This window comes from Pedobacter rhodius (genome assembly GCF_027213645.1).
GTDB classification, from domain to species: domain Bacteria; phylum Bacteroidota; class Bacteroidia; order Sphingobacteriales; family Sphingobacteriaceae; genus Pedobacter; species Pedobacter rhodius.
On record NZ_JAPWGL010000001.1, the window covers coordinates 1089408 to 1106670 of the forward strand.

Genomic DNA, 17263 nt, shown 5'->3' on the forward strand with positions numbered 1-17263 from the left:
GACTAATATTTTACCAAACAAATACCATGAAATACTATGAATAACAACACATTTAAGATCGGTTTATTTGGCATCGGTTTAGATACTTATTGGGATCAATTTGAAGGCCTTGAAGCACGATTAAAAGGTTATCTTTCTATTGTCGAAGATAAGATTTCCGCTATACATGCTGATGTACTTAACCTTGGATTAATAGATACCACCGATAAAGCTTTCGAAGCCGGCGATCGGTTTAGAGCAGAAAAGGTAGATCTTATATTTTTGTACGTAAGTACATACGCACTGTCATCTACCGTTTTGCCTATCGTTCAGCGGGCTAAAGTTCCGGTTATTATCTTAAATATTTCTCCGGAACCCGCTATTGATTATGAAAAGTTTAATCAGTTGGACGACAGGGTAAAAATGACCGGTGAATGGCTGGCGTACTGTTCTGCTTGTCCGGTACCGGAAATTGCCAATGTATTTAACAGAACCGGAATAAAATTCTACCAGATTACAGGTATGCTCCACGATGATCAGGAGTGCTGGAACGAAGTTGCCCAGTGGATAGAAGCAGGAAGAGTTGCCAGCATAATGTCGTACAACCGGTTAGGTTGCATGGGGCATTACTACAGCGGGATGCTCGATATCTACACCGATAAAACGCAGCAATATGCGCATTTTGGTGGGCACATCGAATTGCTGGAAGTTGATGAGTTAGCTGCTTTAAGAAAAACGATAAGCGAAACTGAAATTAACGAGCGTATAGAACATTTTAGAAATCAGTTTGACGTGGAAAGTGATTGCTCTACAGAAGCTTTAATTGCTGCCGCTAAAACATCAGTCGCACTTGATCAATTAGTAGATAAATATAAACTGGGTTCGATGGCTTACTACTATAAGGGCACAGGTAATCAGGAAAATGAAGATACCATAAGTTCCATTATTCTTGGAAATTCTTTATTAACCGCCCGGGGAATTCCTGTTGCAGGTGAATATGAAATTAAGAATGCACAGGCCATGAAAATTATGGACAGCTTTGGTGCAGGCGGCTCTTTTACGGAGTATTATGCAATGGATTTTAAAAATGATGTTGTACTTATGGGGCATGACGGCCCCGGCCATATTGCAATTGCTGAAGGAAAAACTAAAGTAAAACCATTAAAAGTTTACCACGGAAAAGTTGGAAGCGGACTTTCTGTAGAAATGTCGGTTAAAAATGGCCCGGTAACCTTACTTTCTGTTGCGGAAACTAAAGACGGAAAATTAATGCTTTTAGTAGCTGAAGGTGAATCTGTAAGCGGTCCGATTTTACAGATTGGCAATACCAACAGCCGTTATAAATTTAGTATAGGCGCAAGGAAATTTGTAAATGAATGGAACTCAAACGGACCAGCACACCATTGCGCCGTAGGTATCGGGCATATTGCTGATAAAATTGAAAAGCTTGGAGCGTTGTTAAATATGCAGGTTGTAAAAGTCTGCTAAGCGAATTTTGAATTATCTGTTTATTGGTTAAAAAAAGAATATTACCATTAATAAATTAAGCGTTATTAAGCTTATAGCTAAGCCTTTTTAAAAGTTTAATTTTTTTAATAATTAAAAAGTGAATATTGTCAAGGGATGTAAAAAAACCGCATTACAGGCTTCAACGTAATTAGTCTTTAAATAGGGGCTTAATCCGTTAACGACAAGTTTCTAACTACATATTTTATGAAACCTCAACACCTTAATATTATCAACATAGAGAGCCAGTCTTTTAATGTAAGAAAAGATTTTTATCCAAATATTAATAATCGATGGCATTATCATAAACAACTCGAACTCATTACTTTCCATAAGGGAACCGGAACGCAGTTTGTAGGAGACAATATCCGGAATTTTGGTCCCGGCGACGTTGTTCTGATTGGGCGTGACCTGCCTCATTACTGGAAATATGATAATTGTTTTCTCAACGATAAAGATAATCAAACACCGTATTCAACGGTTATTCACTTTTTTGAAAATTTTTTAGGCGACCGGTTTCTAATGTTGCCCGAAGTTGGCAATTTTAGATCTTTATTGGAAATGGCGAAAAGAGGTATTCTGATAAAAGCCGATGATGCTACTGAAATAGCAACCCAGATTGAAGCAATTTATGCTTCAGAAGGAATTGTAAGAATAATACGCCTATTGGAATGCTTAAATACGATTAGCAAAATTCCAACACAAACTTTGCTAACCAGTATTGGCTTCAAACAGGATTTTAAAGAATCTGAAAACGAACGAATGGATAACATATACAATTTCGTAATCAGCAACTTTAAAAATAAGATAGAACTCGATGAAGTAGCTTCTATAGCCGGCATGTCTGTAAGTTCATTTTGCAGGTATTTTAAAATGCGAACCGGAAAAACATTTATGAAATTCCTGGCAGATATGCGGGTAGGCTATGCATGTAAACTAATACTTGATAACAAGTTAAATATGAAGAGTATATGCCATGAATCTGGATTTAATAATTTTTCCTGTCTTCACAAAAACTTCAAAATAGTTACCGGAATGACTCCGAAAGACTATAGACACCACCACAACATAAAGTGAAATTAACATAGTTGCACAGATTTGTTAACTAATATGTTAATATCGTTTAATGATTTGTCAATTTCAGCAAATTTCCGATGTGTAAAGTTTGTTTCTTTGAATAAGTAACAGCTAACCAAATTTATTGACGGGTAGGGAAAAAGAATTTTCACCTGTCAAAATCTATTATATGAGAATAAAACGCCAGAACCTGAATCGACACATGATTATCAATTTGGTTCTTTCTGAAATAGATTCTGTTTATAAATAAATGAACACGTAATAGCCGGGAGACTGTTTTTTAAGAAATGAAAATAAATGATTAAAATTTAAAGAGTTTTTTTTAAAACGAACATATTATGATTAATCCTGTTTGCACACGTTTCTTTTTATTTTTTATAACGCTGACATTCACGCTCCATTCAAAAGCGCAGGTTAAAGATGAATTAAATCCTGAGCAAGCTTTTTTAAATCCCCCTGAAAGTGCCAGGCCTGGTGTATTATGGATGTGGATGGGTTCTAACCTGAGTAAAACAGGTATAACTAAAGATTTGGAAGCCCTTAAAAAAGAAGGGTTTAACAGAACAACCATGTTTAGTCTGGCCGATGTTACAACACCCTGGGCAGGTGAAATAAATAAAAGCCCTACACCTGAATTAATTTCCTGGACAGAACCCTGGTGGAAACTGGTTCGCCATGCTGCAGAAGAATCGAAGCGATTAAATATGGATTTCGGCATGTTTAACGGACCATCTTATGAGTCGAGCGGAGGACCATGGATAACACCGGAGTTGTCTATGCAGGAAATTTGCTGGGGGCAGACTGCCATTACGGGAAGTAAACACATTAGTTTAAAGATTAATAAACCTAAGGTAAATCCGCGGGGAAATACACCATGGCCGATATATAATCCAAAAACAGGTTTGGTTGAGAAACCTGAAATTGAAGAACGGAATACATTTTACAGGGATATTGCATTGATCGCGCTGCCGGCAAGCGGTGTTGTAGCAAAGCAAAATGTTATTGATTTAACCGCCAAAATGAAAGCCGACGGACAGCTGGAATGGGATGCTCCGGCTGGGGATTGGATTATTTACCGGTTTGGACACACCACTACGGGTACGCTGATTCAGCCGGCACAATGGAAAGCGACAGGTTTAGAGTGCGACAAAATGAGCCAGGAAGCAATAGATTTTCATATGGATCATGTAATCGGCGAAATACAAAAACATTTGGGTGATTTGATAGGGAATGGCTTTACCCATGTTCACTTCGATAGCTATGAGGCAGGCGACCCAAGCTGGACCGCCAAAATGCGGGAAGAATTCTCCGCCAGAAGAGGTTACGACCTACTTCCTTACCTGGCAACTTTTGCTAAGCGCACAGTAGGAAGTAATGAAGATTCTGATAAATTTAAAAATGATTTCAGTGCAACCATAAAAGATTTGTACAGAGATGTATATTTTGCAACCATTGCCAAAAAACTAAAAAAAGCCAACCTCACTTTCTTAGCAGAGCCTTATGGAGGTCCGTGGAGGCAAGATGAAATTATGCCTTTTGTTGGGAAAGTAATGACGGAATTTTGGACACATAAAGGGAAATATGCACCTTATGAATTAGATCCAACGGTTGCCGCATTAAGAAAATCAGGGCAGAATATTATTGAGGCCGAAGCTTTTACCGGCGATCCTAAAGACAGCAAATGGGATGAAACACCGGCGTGGATAAAATCGATGGGCGATGCATCTTTTTGTGCAGGCGTAAACCGGTTAATATTACACCGTTTTGTTCAGCAACCCTGGGATGATAAGTATAAACCAGGGGCAACAATGGGGCAGTGGGGAACGCATTTTGACCGTACGCAAACCTGGTGGGAACCCGGTAAGGCGATGGTTGAATACTGGAAACGGTGCCAGGCATTACTGCAATGGGGAAGGATTCACGATGCTAAAGATGATTTTATCATTAGCGCAAAAACCGGAAATGCAGATATAAATCATATCCATAGGAGCGCAGACGGCATTGATATTTATTTTGTAGCCAATACAAACCGGGCGCCCGGAAATGCAAAATGTAGCTTTAGTGTTTCCGGAAAGCAACCCGAACTTTGGGATCCTTTAACAGGCACAATGCGTGATCTTCCTGAATTTGAAGAATTAAATGGCTCTACAAGCATTCCACTTAATTTTGAAGATTCCCAGAGTTATTTTATCGTATTTAGAAAACCTTCAGGAAAAAAATTAAACGGAACGAATTTTCCGGTAACGAAACAACTTGGCTTACTTGATGGTAGCTGGAGCGTAAAATTCGATGAGGCATGGGGCGGTCCAAAAAAACCGGTTAGTTTTACAGCGTTAACCGACTGGACAAAAAATGCAGAAAATGGTATTAAATATTATAGTGGTACCGCAGTATATACAAAGCTTTTTGACGCTGCATATCTAAATCAGAATAACAAGGATTTAATGCTCGATTTAGGTATTGTTAAACATATCGCTAGTATTAAACTGAATAATGTTGATCTTGGGGTGGTTTGGACAGCACCATGGCATTTAAAAATTCCTCAGGGATTGTTAAAGAAAACAAATAATAAGATTGAAATTGCCGTAACCAATGTGTGGGCCAATCGTTTAATCGGCGATGAGCAGGAACCAGCAGATATGGAATGGCTTCCTGGCCACATGAATAGTGGTTCATTTTTAAAAGAATTTCCGGATTGGTTTTTAAACAATAAACCCCGCCCATCAAAAGGCCGGTATACTTTTACAACCTGGAATTATTTTACCAAAGATTCTGCCTTAATCCCTTCCGGTTTATTGGGGCCGGTTCGCATTGTTAATTCTGAAAATAAGTAATCCGTTTACATGAATATAATAAAATACAGTACCCTGGTTTTTTTCATATGTTTCGTTGGCATTAAGGTTAATGCGCAGCAATTGGAATGGGCAGAGGTGGAGCCGGGCGTATGGAAAACAACCGTTGGAAATCCTGAAAAATATAATCTTCTTACAGCATCAGGTGTTGCGCCTTATCACGAGGCCCTGCTGAAGCTGGAGAAATCTAATTTTCCCCTTTCAAAAACAGATATTACCACAAAGGTTGTAGACGGCAAAACGTATCTTAAGTTTCCCCTGCAAAAATCGGAACAGATATTCGGCTTCGGGCTTAATTTTAAAACCGTAAATCAAAGGGGAAAAATTCTTGAACTTCATGTAGATCATTATAACGGAAGCGACAACGGACGAACGCATTCGCCAACACCATTTTATGTCTCATCAAAAGGCTACGGTGTATTTATAAATAGCGCCCGTTACCTGAAAGTGTACGCCGGTTCGGCAGTTCAGCGGGATAGTAAAAACCCGCCAAAGGTGCAGGATAGGAATACAGATCCGGATTGGGATCCGCATCCATATTCAGATGGTGTCGAAATTTTGGTGCCGGCAGAAGGTGTAGAGGTTTTTGTCATGGGCGGACCAACACCCTTGAATGCTGTTCAGCGGTTTAACCTTTTTAATGGCGGAGGTTGTTTACCGCCACGCTGGGGTTTAGGTTTTACACAAAGGGTAGAGCGGATGACAGATGCAAAAGGCGTATTTCAGGAAGCAAAAGATTTCGAAGAAAAAGGCTACCCGCTCGATTTTATCGGACTTGAACCCGGCTGGCAAAGTAAATCCTATCCAAATACATTTGAGTGGGATAAAAAAAGATTTCCTGAACCTGAAAAAATGGTAAAGGAACTGCTGCAGAAGAATATCCGGCTCAATTTATGGATAAACCCTTATGTTTCTCCTGATGCACCATTCTATAAAAAGATATTTCCCTATACCGCGTCGCACACCGTTTGGGCCGGATTGGTGCCTGATCTTAAAACAGACAGCGCAAGAAATTTTTTATTTAACGCATTAAACAAAAACAAAGTAGATATAGGCATCAGCGGTTATAAGATTGATGAAGTTGATGGCGGCGACAGTTATTTATGGCCAGACCTGGCGACTTTTCCATCCGGAATTTCTGCGGAGCAAATGCGACAGACTTACGGATTACTGATGCAGCGTTACACGACGGAATTATACCAACAGAAAAATATAAGGACGTATGGTTTAGTAAGAGGTTCAAATGCAGGCGGGGTTTCGTTTCCATACGTTATATACAACGATTATTATAACCATCAGGATTTTATAACCGCATTAATTAACAGTGGTTTTGCAGGTGTGTTATGGACACCGGAAGTAAGGGCATCGAACAGTCCTGAAGAATGGGTAAGACGCTTTCAGTCAAACGTATTTTCGCCGATGGCAATGATTAACGCATGGGCCAGTGGAACCAAACCCTGGACATATCCGGAAGTGGCTCCGATTATAAAAGAATTTGCATTATTAAGAATGGAAATGATGCCATATTGGTACAGCGAATTTGCCAAGTATCATTTTCAGGGCATTCCGCCGTTCAGGGCGATGAATTTAGAAGATGGTTTTCAAAACATAATTCCAGCTCAGGAAATTAAAAACAACAACCTGGAGGAAAATCCATACGCAAAAGCTATTACAAAAGAAATTAAAGACCAATATATGGCGGGCGGGAATTTACTTGTAGCACCTGTGTTTACGGGTCAAAAAAGCCGGACAGTTATTTTACCAAAAGGAAAGTGGTTCGACTTTTATACCGGAAAATATGCCGGGGACGGAGAAGTGATTACGGCAACTCCGGGTTTAGCGAAGATTCCTGTATACGTAAAAGATGGCGGCATAATCCCGATGACAAAGCCGATGCTCCATGCACCAAAAACCGATGAGAAAGTGGATATCGAATTCAGGTATTATGGCTCCAAGCCCGGCACATATCAACTTTATGACGATGATGGCGAAACTTATAATTATGAAAAAGGAGACTATAGCATAAGAACGGTAAAAATTTCAAAAATCAAAGGCAAATTAACAGGAAGTATAAGCGATGGGCAGAAAAACAAACCGAATTCTACAGGTAAAATTAGTTATAAAATGATGACACTTTAAGATATCATTTATTAGCAGATGATTTACAAGGACTATTCACAAATCAACCAATTATCGTGTGATTTTGCAGATTTTAGTTAAAACTAAAATAACGAATTCTGCAACATGTTGAATGCATTTAAACTTTTTTAACGTTGGTTAAAAACTTTTTCAGGCAGCTGTATCCATATCGTTAATTTATAAACAACAAAAAATCAGTATTTTATGTAAAATAAAACAGGATTAAATTCACTTAAACGTTTACGTAAATAAATAATTAATGTTATTGTAACGTTTATCTTTTTTTCGGCAACTTACACATCACAAAACCAAATATATTTTTACGGATAAATCAGTAGGTAATCCTGTTGATAAATCTGCTAATCTTTTAACTAACCAATATAATAATTATGAGTAAATCTAGACTTTATTGTTTCCAAGGCTGCAAGGTTGCAGTTATTGTGATGATGCAGCTGTTTCTGCTACTCGGTTATGCTTTTGCCCAAACCAATGTAACGGGTAAAGTAACCGATACCAAAGGAGAACCCATTCCGGGCGTTTCCGTTAAGGTAAAAGGTTCCCAGCTGGGAACTTCAACTGATGCGAATGGTAAATACACCATTTCCGCATCTCCAACATCTGTTTTGGTATTTACGCTTATTGGCTCAAACCCAAAAGAAATAGCTGTTGGTGATAGAAGTACCGTTAATGTAACCATGGCAGAAAGTCAAAACGATTTGAGCGACGTAGTGGTTATTGGTTACGGTACGAAGAAAAAGATAGATCTTACCGGTACGGTAAACTCTTTACAATCTGAAGAGATTACAAAAGCACGTGCTACGGGTGCTCAGGAGGCTATGCAGGGCAGGTTGCCGGGTGTTGATATTAAAAGAAGTTCCGGAAAGCCGGGTGCTGATTTCAGCATCGAAATCAGGGGTGCAAATTCCATCACCGGAAATACGCAACCACTTTATGTAGTAGATGGAATACCTGTCGGGCAAAATGGTAGTGCAACCAACCCGATTAATGACATTAACCCATCAGATATTGAGCGCATCGATATCCTGAAAGATGCATCATCAACTGCTATTTATGGTTCGAGAGGGTCGAACGGTGTTATTTTAGTTACGACAAAACGGGGTTCGAAAGGTACCACAAAAATTACTTACGATGCCTTTGTAGGTATTGTAAATCCTTACAATTTACCTCCGGTAATGGATGGACCAACTTTTGTAAATTATGTTCGCGATTATTTTTACGAATTGCCAAGAGCTACGGCAATCCGGAATAATCAACCCATCCCAACTACACCTATTGCAGATAATACTATATTTTCGGCAACTGAATTAAGTAATATCGCTAATGGTACGTATACCGACTGGATAGATTTGATTAAAAGAAATGGTATTTCGTCAAACCAAAATTTAGCAATAAACGGTGGCGATGATAAAACCAATTACTTTATTGCTGCAGGTTATCAGCTGTATCAGGGAACGATGAAAGCTGAAAGTACCAAAAAATACACGTTAAAGGCGGGTTTGGATAAAACGCTAAATCAGACTTTTAAAGTAGGCGCATCTATGTATGCAACATTTGCAGATATACACCCGGGAAGTTCTGAAGCCTTCAGAAGTGCCTATCGCCTTCGCCCAACCGGTAGTGCGTACAATGCCGATGGATCCGAACGTTTCTTCGCATACGAATCTGAAGCACAGATTACCAATCCGCTGTTCGATTTCAGAAATGAAATCAGGCAACAACAATACCTGCATATTTTACCAAATATTTATGCAGAAGCAAATATCATAAAGGGACTAAAAATACGCTCTTCTTTCAGTCCGGATATCACCTTGCAAAAACAAGGACAATTCAACGATACATTTTCAAAGGCCAGGTTAGGTACTTTGCCTAACAGCGCATCTACGGCGGCCAATCAATGGGTTAATTATACCTGGGATAACTTGTTAATCTATAACAATGAAATAGGAAAGCACAAATTCGACGTAACTTTAGGAAATTCATTTGAATACCATCAGCAGGATTTCACATCAAATGCTGCAACAGGACTTCCATTTAATTCTTTGTGGTACAATTTACAATCTGCAACCACGATAAACGGTATTGCTCCGGTAATCACAGTTGGCAGCGGGTACAGCAGGCAGAACATAACATCTTATTATGGCAGGGCGAATTATACCTTCAATGATAAGTATTTATTCACCGCCACAATTCGTGCAGATGGCAATTCAATTTTTGCACCCGGCCGTAAATGGGGCTATTTCCCATCAGGAGCATTTGCCTGGATAATCAGTAAGGAAAGCTTTTTAAGCAATGTGAAGGCAATAGATTTATTAAAGTTAAGGCTGTCTTACGGAAAGTCGGGTAATGCGGCACTAAGTAATTATATTCAGCCTTACATTACGCAATCCAGGTTAAACCAAACCCTTTATGATTTTAACGGCAACGGTGCGAATGGATTTGCGCCGGCATTTGGCAATCAGGATTTAACCTGGGAAAAAACGGATGAATACAATGCTGGTCTTGATATGCAGCTCCTAAAGAACAGAATTGGTTTACAACTCGATTTATATCGTAAAACAACAAACGGATCGATATTAAATCAAAGAATTCCGGATGCAAATGGTTACCAGAATACACCAACTAACCTCGGTTCTATCCGGAACCAGGGTATAGAAGTCGGCATCAATACAGTAAACATCAGATCAGATAAATTTACCTGGAGTACCAATTTCAATTTTGCAATTAACAAAAACAAAATTCTTGAATTGTATGGGGATGGAAAAGACGACGTCGGAAATGGATTCTTTATCGGTCAGAAATCAAGGGTGGTTTACCGTTACAAAATTATCGGCGTTTGGCAGAATGAAGAACTTGATGCTGCAAAAAGCTACGGAAGAATACCAGGACAGTACAAGATTGAGGATGTAAGCGGACCTAATGGTGTTCCCGACGGAAAAATTGATCCAAACGACAGGCAGATTATCGGTAGTGATATGCCAAAATGGTTTGGTGGTTTAACCAGTACCATGAACTTTGCAAATTTTGATTTGGGTATAACGCTTTATACCCGTCAGGGAACGTTTGAAAATAGTGTGTTCCTGGAACAGGTGATGAATGGCGACCAAACCAGGGCACGTTTCGGTGCATTCGACAGAAGTTACTGGACGCCTACCAATCCAAGCAACACCTGGGCAAATACCGCTATCGAAATAGACGGAGATGCCAGAACCGTTGCCCAATTTCAGAATAGTTCTTACACCAAGATAAGCAACATTACATTAGGTTATACTTTGCCAAAAACCATGTTAAATAAAGTGGGTATACAAGGCCTCAGGGTTTATGCCAATGCATTCAACCCTTTTATATTCACCAAGTTTATTGGCTGGGATCCTGAAAATCCAAGCGGAAACTCTTTCCTTAACCAGGATTTCAGAACCCGTACTTTCATGTTCGGTTTAACATTAACCTTATAAAATAGCAGTCATAATTAATATTAGATATGATGAAAAATATGAGCACAAAATACATACTGATTGGTGCAGCGTCGCTGCTAATCAGCATAACAGGTTGCAAAAAGTTTACAGATGAATATAATCCTGCAAACCGCACCGCCGAAACCTATTACAATAAGTTTTCCGGTTTTGAAGATCTGGCTAAGTCAAACTACGCGACTTTAAGGGGTATAATTAATTTTCCTACGTTTTTTAACCTGGGTACCGATACTTATAGCACACCTAACATCAATGATAATAACGGGGAAAATTTATATAACATAAATTTAAATGCCTTTAATGGAAGTGCGGCTTCCTTGTATACCCAAATGTATGCGGCGATAAATATTGCGAACAATACCATATACTGGGCAACACAGGTAACCGACGGTAACGCAGCCACGGTAAACACCAGGGTCGCTGAAGCGAAAGCCCTCCGCGCATTTTACTATTACTACCTGGCAGAAACTTACGGAGACGTACCAATCGTGCTTAGCCGCACAACAGGTGTTACACTTGCCTATACAAGAGCACCTGAAAAAGATGTTTACGACCAGATAATTAAAGATTTAAATGAAGCAATTGCGGTTTTACCGGCCACTACACCCGATTTTGGACGTGCCACGAAAGGATTTGCACAGCATTTACTTGCCAAAGTTTATTTAACCAGGGGCTATAAAACCTATGGAGGCGGCAATACAGATTTTACACAGGCTGCAGCTTTAGCGGAAACGGTTATTGGTTCAGGAACTTATGCCTTAAAAACTAAGTTTTCCGATTTATTCGATCCGGCAGTACCAAATTATCAGAATAATAATGAGGTGATTTTCTCTGTTCAATACAGTACAAATGCACTTTTTAATGGTGGTGGAAACACCTTGCAGCAATGGTTTCTCTGGGATGTACAAAATTCGGCATTATTGGGAAGAAGTGTGTTTTATGGTAAAACCAATAACGCTTTAGCACCAGACCCATATTTCTTTAGCCTGTTTAATAAGAACAGCGATAGCCGTTACCTTGCAACGGTTTACGATGCGGTTCTTACACAGGTAGCCGGCACTTATAATAATAAGTCTTTTGCTGTGGGCGATACCCTGATATATTATCCGATAGTACCATTCACTGCGGCACAAAAAGCATTGAGAAAGTATATCGTCATCAATCCGGATGAATACAGAACATCTCCTTTCCTTAATGGTGTCCGCAACTACCCGCAATTTAAAAAGTTTCGCGACCCTTTTGTAAGTGGTTATGTAGATAACGGAGGCGCAAGAGATACATATGTTTTCAGACTTGCAGAGACCTATTTAATCGCAGCCGAAGCCTATGTGAAATTGAATAATCAGGCAAAAGCCCTGGCCTATATGAATGTACTGAGAACCAGAGCCGCTAAAACCGGTACCAACCCGGCAAGTGGAATTCTGTATGCAACAGAACTGCAATATACCGGTACGGTTACATTGGATGCAATACTGGAAGAACGGGCAAGGGAATTAGTAGGTGAAGAATTCAGGTGGTATGAGTTGAAACGCATGTATGAAACCGTAGGAAGCGTATCTACCAATAAATTACTTACGCGTTCTTTACTATATAATGATGAGCTGAAGGCCGCGCAGGGCGGAAAAACAATTCTGGATGCAAAGTTTTTACTGAGGCCAATTCCTCAATCGCAAATAGATTTAAACAGAGGATCATTTCCTCAAAACCCTGGCTACTAAAAATATTTTTAAATAAGAGGCCATGACCTCGTCATCCGATAGTTATTGGATGACGATTTGAACAAAAACGGCAAGGGTAGCCGGTCAAAGACCATTTTATAATAGATAACAAAAAATAATTGTCATCCTGAGCTTGTCGAAGGGTAAATTATTTTTTGTTATCTCTTTAACTTAATAACATTGCATCTTAAACCAGCTCGCACTGGGCGAAGTGAAGGGCATATAAAACTAATTTGATTTATGATATAACCTCATATATTTTATCTTTATCAAAGTTAAATAATCATTCTATGTATAAATTTTTTCTTTTAGGCGCCCTGTTTTTGGTTTTTAGTACTAACCAAACATCTGCGCAAAAACTCTGGTATACTAAACCTTCTGTTCAGTGGACAGAAGCCCTGCCCATTGGAAACGGACGGCTTGGCGCAATGGTTTATGGAGGCGTAAATGAAGAGTTACTTCAGTTAAACGAAGCAACACTCTGGTCAGGAGGGCCTGTAAAAGAAAATGTAAATCCGAATGCGTCTGCTTATTTGCCTCAACTTCGTGAAGCATTATTTAATGAAGATTATGCGTCTGCCAGAAAACTTGCGCAGAAAATGCAGGGACTTTACTCTGAAAGCTATATGCCTTTAGGCGATTTAAAAATCAGTCAAAACTTTGGTAACCATCCGGTAGCCAATTATAAGCGTGATTTGGACATTCGGCGTGCCATTGCAACAACCAGTTTTACAGTAAATGGTGTTAACTACAAGCGTGAAGTTTTTTCAAGTGCACCCGACCAAGTTATTGTAATGAAAATTTCAGCAAGCAAACCTAAAATGCTCAATTTTACCATCGGTTCCAGTTCACAACTCCGATCGGGTAAAAGTGTTTTAAACGGTAATATTTTAGCGCTTGCAGGAAATGCACCGATACACGTTGATCCCAATTACGTCGACAATAAAAAAGATCCGATTCGATATGGTACTATGCAGGATTGTGCCGGAATGCCTTTTGAATTACTAACAAAAGCAATTAGTAATGACGGAACAATTAAACTTGATACGGCCGGAATTACTGTGCGTGGTGCCACAGAAGTATTAATTTACCTTTCTGCCGCCACCGGTTTTAATGGCTTTAACAATTGCCCGGATTTAAATGCACAAAAACTTGCTCAGGATAAACTGGATTTAGCCACAAAAAAATCATGGAACGTGTTATTAACAGCACACCTCAAAGATTTCCAAAAATATTTTAACCGTGTATCCCTACAGCTTAATGCAGGCGAAAAGTCGAAAACGAATATGCCTACCGACGAAAGGCTGGAAGCTTATACCAAAGGTGGAAAAGATTCGGAGCTGGAAGCGACCTATTTTCAATATGGCCGCTACTTATTAATCAGCAGTTCGAGGGTTGCCGGAGTGCCTGCAAATTTGCAGGGCATTTGGAACAAAGAAATGCGTCCACCATGGAGTTCCAACTATACCACAAACATAAACGTGCAAATGAATTACTGGATGGCAGAAAACTGTAATCTATCAGAAATGCATACGCCACTTTTTGGCCTGATACAAAATCTGTCTGTAACAGGGAGCAAAATTTCATCCTCATTTTATAAAACAAAAGGCTGGGTTACCCATCATAACAGTGACATCTGGGCTTTAGCAAATCCCGTAGGCGATTTGGGAGCCGGCGATCCGAAATGGGCAAACTGGGCAATGGGGGGCGACTGGCTAACGCGTCATTTATGGGAACATTACCTGTTTACACAAGACAAAGAATTTTTAGCCAAAACAGCTTATCCTTTAATGAAAGGCGCAGCCGCTTTTACGCTGGATTGGCTCGTGCCTGATAAATCAGGCCATTTGGTAACTGCGCCATCTTTTTCTCCTGAAAATGACTTTATTTACGGCCCGAATAAAGTAGGGCAGGTATCAGTTTCAACCACGATGGATATTGGGATTATAAGAGATCTTTTCGATAACCTTATCTCCGCAAGTAAAATTTTAAATATTGATAAGGCTTTCCGGGATACACTTATCGCGAAGAAAGCTAAGCTATTACCTTTCCAGATTGGCAGCAAGGGGCAACTTCAGGAATGGAATAAAGATTTCGAATCTCCGGATCCCCACCACCGGCATGTTTCTCACTTGTATGCTTTGTATCCTGCCAACCAGATTTCGCCTTTAATCGATCCTAAGTTTTCAGCTGCTGCAAAAAGAACACTGGAGCTGCGTGGTGATGATGGTACAGGATGGAGCCTGGCCTGGAAAGTAAATTTATGGGCACGGCTATTAGATGGCGATCATGCCTATAAACTGTATCGTAATCTTTTTAGAATTACCCGTGAAAGCGATATAAATTATGGAGAAGGCGGCGGAATTTATCCAAATATGTTTGATGCACATCCGCCTTTTCAAATTGATGGAAATTTCGGAGGTACATCCGGTTTAACTGAAATGCTGCTTCAAAGTCAGGATGGCTATATTCATTTACTACCGGCCTTACCTAAGGCCTGGAAGGATGGAAAAATTAATGGACTGATTGCCCGTGGCGCCTACACCGTAGACATTAGCTGGGCAAACCACAAATTATCAGCTTCTAAAATTGTTGCAAAAAAAACCGGTACCTGTAGCGTTTTGTCTGCTCAGCCATTGAAAATTAAAAATTCGCCTGCAGTTAAAACTTCTAAAATAGCACTTGGATATTTATATGAATTTAAGGCCCTTGCAGGACAGCGATATGAATTGTCTGCTTTATAAAAAAGAATAAATTAATTACCTATAAAATCATACAACACACAATGAAAAAGTTAATACTGACCCTTATTGTTTTTGCCGGGTTCGTGAATGTATTTGCCCAAAATACGGCAACGCATACGCCTAACGAAGAAAAAAAGATGGAATGGTGGAAAGACGCCAAATTTGGGATGTTCATCCACTGGGGTATTTATTCTGTTCCTGCAGGTATTTACAAAGATAAACCTGTAAAAGGTATCGGAGAATGGATTATGAATACGGCGAAAATTCCGGTAAAGGAATATCAAAGCTATGCTCCGCAGTTTAATCCGGATAAGTATGACCCCGAAGCCTGGGTAAAAATGGCTAAAGATGCGGGTATGAAATACATTATCATCACTTCTAAACACCATGATGGATTTGCGATGTTCGATTCTAAAGTTACCGATTGGGATATTATGGATGCATCGCCATATAAAAAAGACATTTTAAAACCATTGGTTGAAGCCTGTAAAAAAGCCGGGATAAAAATTGGTTTTTATTATTCTCAGGCGCAGGATTGGGTACATCCCGGCGGTGCTGCAAGTGGCGGCTCATGGGACGATGCTCAGAAAGGCAGTTTTGATGCTTATCTGGATAAAATTTCCATCCCGCAGGTTAAAGAAATTCTTTCTAATTACGGCGAGCCTGATATTTTATGGTGGGATACACCACAGAATATGACGCCTGAACGTGCAGCGAAATTTCAAGCTATCGTAAAAGAACATCCAAACCTAATTACCAACAACAGGTTAGGTGGCGGTATAAATGGCGATACGGAAACACCGGAACAATTTGTACCGTCAACGGGTTTTCCTGGGCGCAATTGGGAAGCTTGTATGACCATGAACGATACCTGGGGATTTAAATCCAACGACCAGAATTGGAAAAGTACCAAAACGCTTATCCGCAACCTTACCGATGTGGTAAGTAAAGGCGGTAACTTTCTGCTGAACGTTGGTCCTGATGCCCATGGAGAAATCCCGGCCGTAAGTATTGAACGCCTGGCCGAAATCGGCAAATGGCTAAAAGTAAATCGGGAATCCGTTTATGGAACCACCGCAAGCCCTTTTCCTTTTCTTTCATGGGGCAGGGCAACCCGTAAACAGCAAAAACTATATTTACATGTTTTCGATAATCCGGTGGATGGTAAGTTAAAAGTACCGATGTTAAATAAAGTTAGCCGGGCATATTTACTAAGCGATTCGACCAAGTTGTTACGGACAAAGCGGTCAGGAAAAAACCTCGAGCTCATGCTTCCTGCACAATTGCCCGATACGATAAATACAGTTGTGGTTGTTGAGTTCACCGGTGAGCCAAACGTAGCACCATCACCTGTTGCCGGTAAAAAAATAACGGCATCCTCAGAACAAACAAATGCCATGGCAAAAAATCTTTTAGATGGAAACAGGTTAACAAAATGGGAGGCTGCAAAAGGACAAAAAGATGCTGTGCTGGAATTAGATTTAAATACCGATTTTAATATATCGACGCTTATCGTAGATGAACCATGGCATCCATGGGAAGATAAAAAACAAGAAATCACTTTAGAATATAAACAGGGTAATAACTGGTTGCCTGTAGTTAAAACAACAACCGGCGGTATTGGTATCATTAAAAATTTCAAACCGGTAAAAGCCAGGTATTTTAAACTCACTATACATAATCAGGATACACAACCTATACTTTTAGAATGGCAGCTGTATGGTAGTGAATAATAGGTTAAATTTCAACATCAATTT

General features: G+C 39.7%; 8 protein-coding genes. All 8 read left to right on the forward strand.

Annotated features, from left to right (window positions below; translation table 11 throughout):
• Positions 1-36 precede the first annotated feature (36 nt).
• The 8 genes from O0931_RS04615 to O0931_RS04650 all read left to right on the forward strand — a co-directional run bounded on the left by O0931_RS04615 (position 37) and on the right by O0931_RS04650 (position 17239).
• Positions 37-1467: an L-arabinose isomerase family protein gene (locus O0931_RS04615; RefSeq protein ID WP_269414377.1), complete on the forward strand. Its 1431-nt coding sequence runs from the start codon at positions 37-39 to the stop codon at positions 1465-1467.
• 225 nt (positions 1468-1692) lie between these two features.
• A complete protein-coding gene (locus O0931_RS04620) occupies positions 1693-2562 on the forward strand; it encodes an AraC family transcriptional regulator (protein ID WP_269414378.1) in 870 nt (289 codons plus the stop codon).
• 338 nt (positions 2563-2900) lie between these two features.
• On the forward strand, positions 2901-5396 hold the full coding sequence (locus tag O0931_RS04625) for a glycosyl hydrolase (protein ID WP_269414379.1): 2496 nt from the start codon (positions 2901-2903) through the stop codon (positions 5394-5396).
• 9 nt (positions 5397-5405) lie between these two features.
• Positions 5406-7553 carry a glycoside hydrolase family 31 protein gene (locus O0931_RS04630; RefSeq protein WP_269414380.1) on the forward strand — a complete coding sequence of 716 codons (2148 nt, stop codon included), beginning with the start codon at positions 5406-5408 and terminating at the stop codon, positions 7551-7553.
• A 389-nt stretch (positions 7554-7942) separates the two neighbouring features.
• Positions 7943-11026, forward strand: coding sequence for a SusC/RagA family TonB-linked outer membrane protein (locus tag O0931_RS04635; RefSeq protein ID WP_269414381.1), 3084 nt, complete (start codon positions 7943-7945; stop codon positions 11024-11026).
• Positions 11027-11064: 38 nt separating this feature from the next.
• Positions 11065-12762 (forward strand): RagB/SusD family nutrient uptake outer membrane protein, encoded by a 1698-nt coding sequence (locus O0931_RS04640; protein WP_269414382.1) that lies wholly within the window; start codon positions 11065-11067, stop codon positions 12760-12762.
• 290 nt (positions 12763-13052) lie between these two features.
• A complete protein-coding gene (locus O0931_RS04645) occupies positions 13053-15506 on the forward strand; it encodes a glycoside hydrolase family 95 protein (RefSeq protein WP_269414383.1) in 2454 nt (817 codons plus the stop codon).
• A 41-nt stretch (positions 15507-15547) separates the two neighbouring features.
• Positions 15548-17239: an alpha-L-fucosidase gene (locus O0931_RS04650; RefSeq protein WP_269414384.1), complete on the forward strand. Its 1692-nt coding sequence runs from the start codon at positions 15548-15550 to the stop codon at positions 17237-17239.
• Positions 17240-17263: the final 24 nt, after the last annotated feature.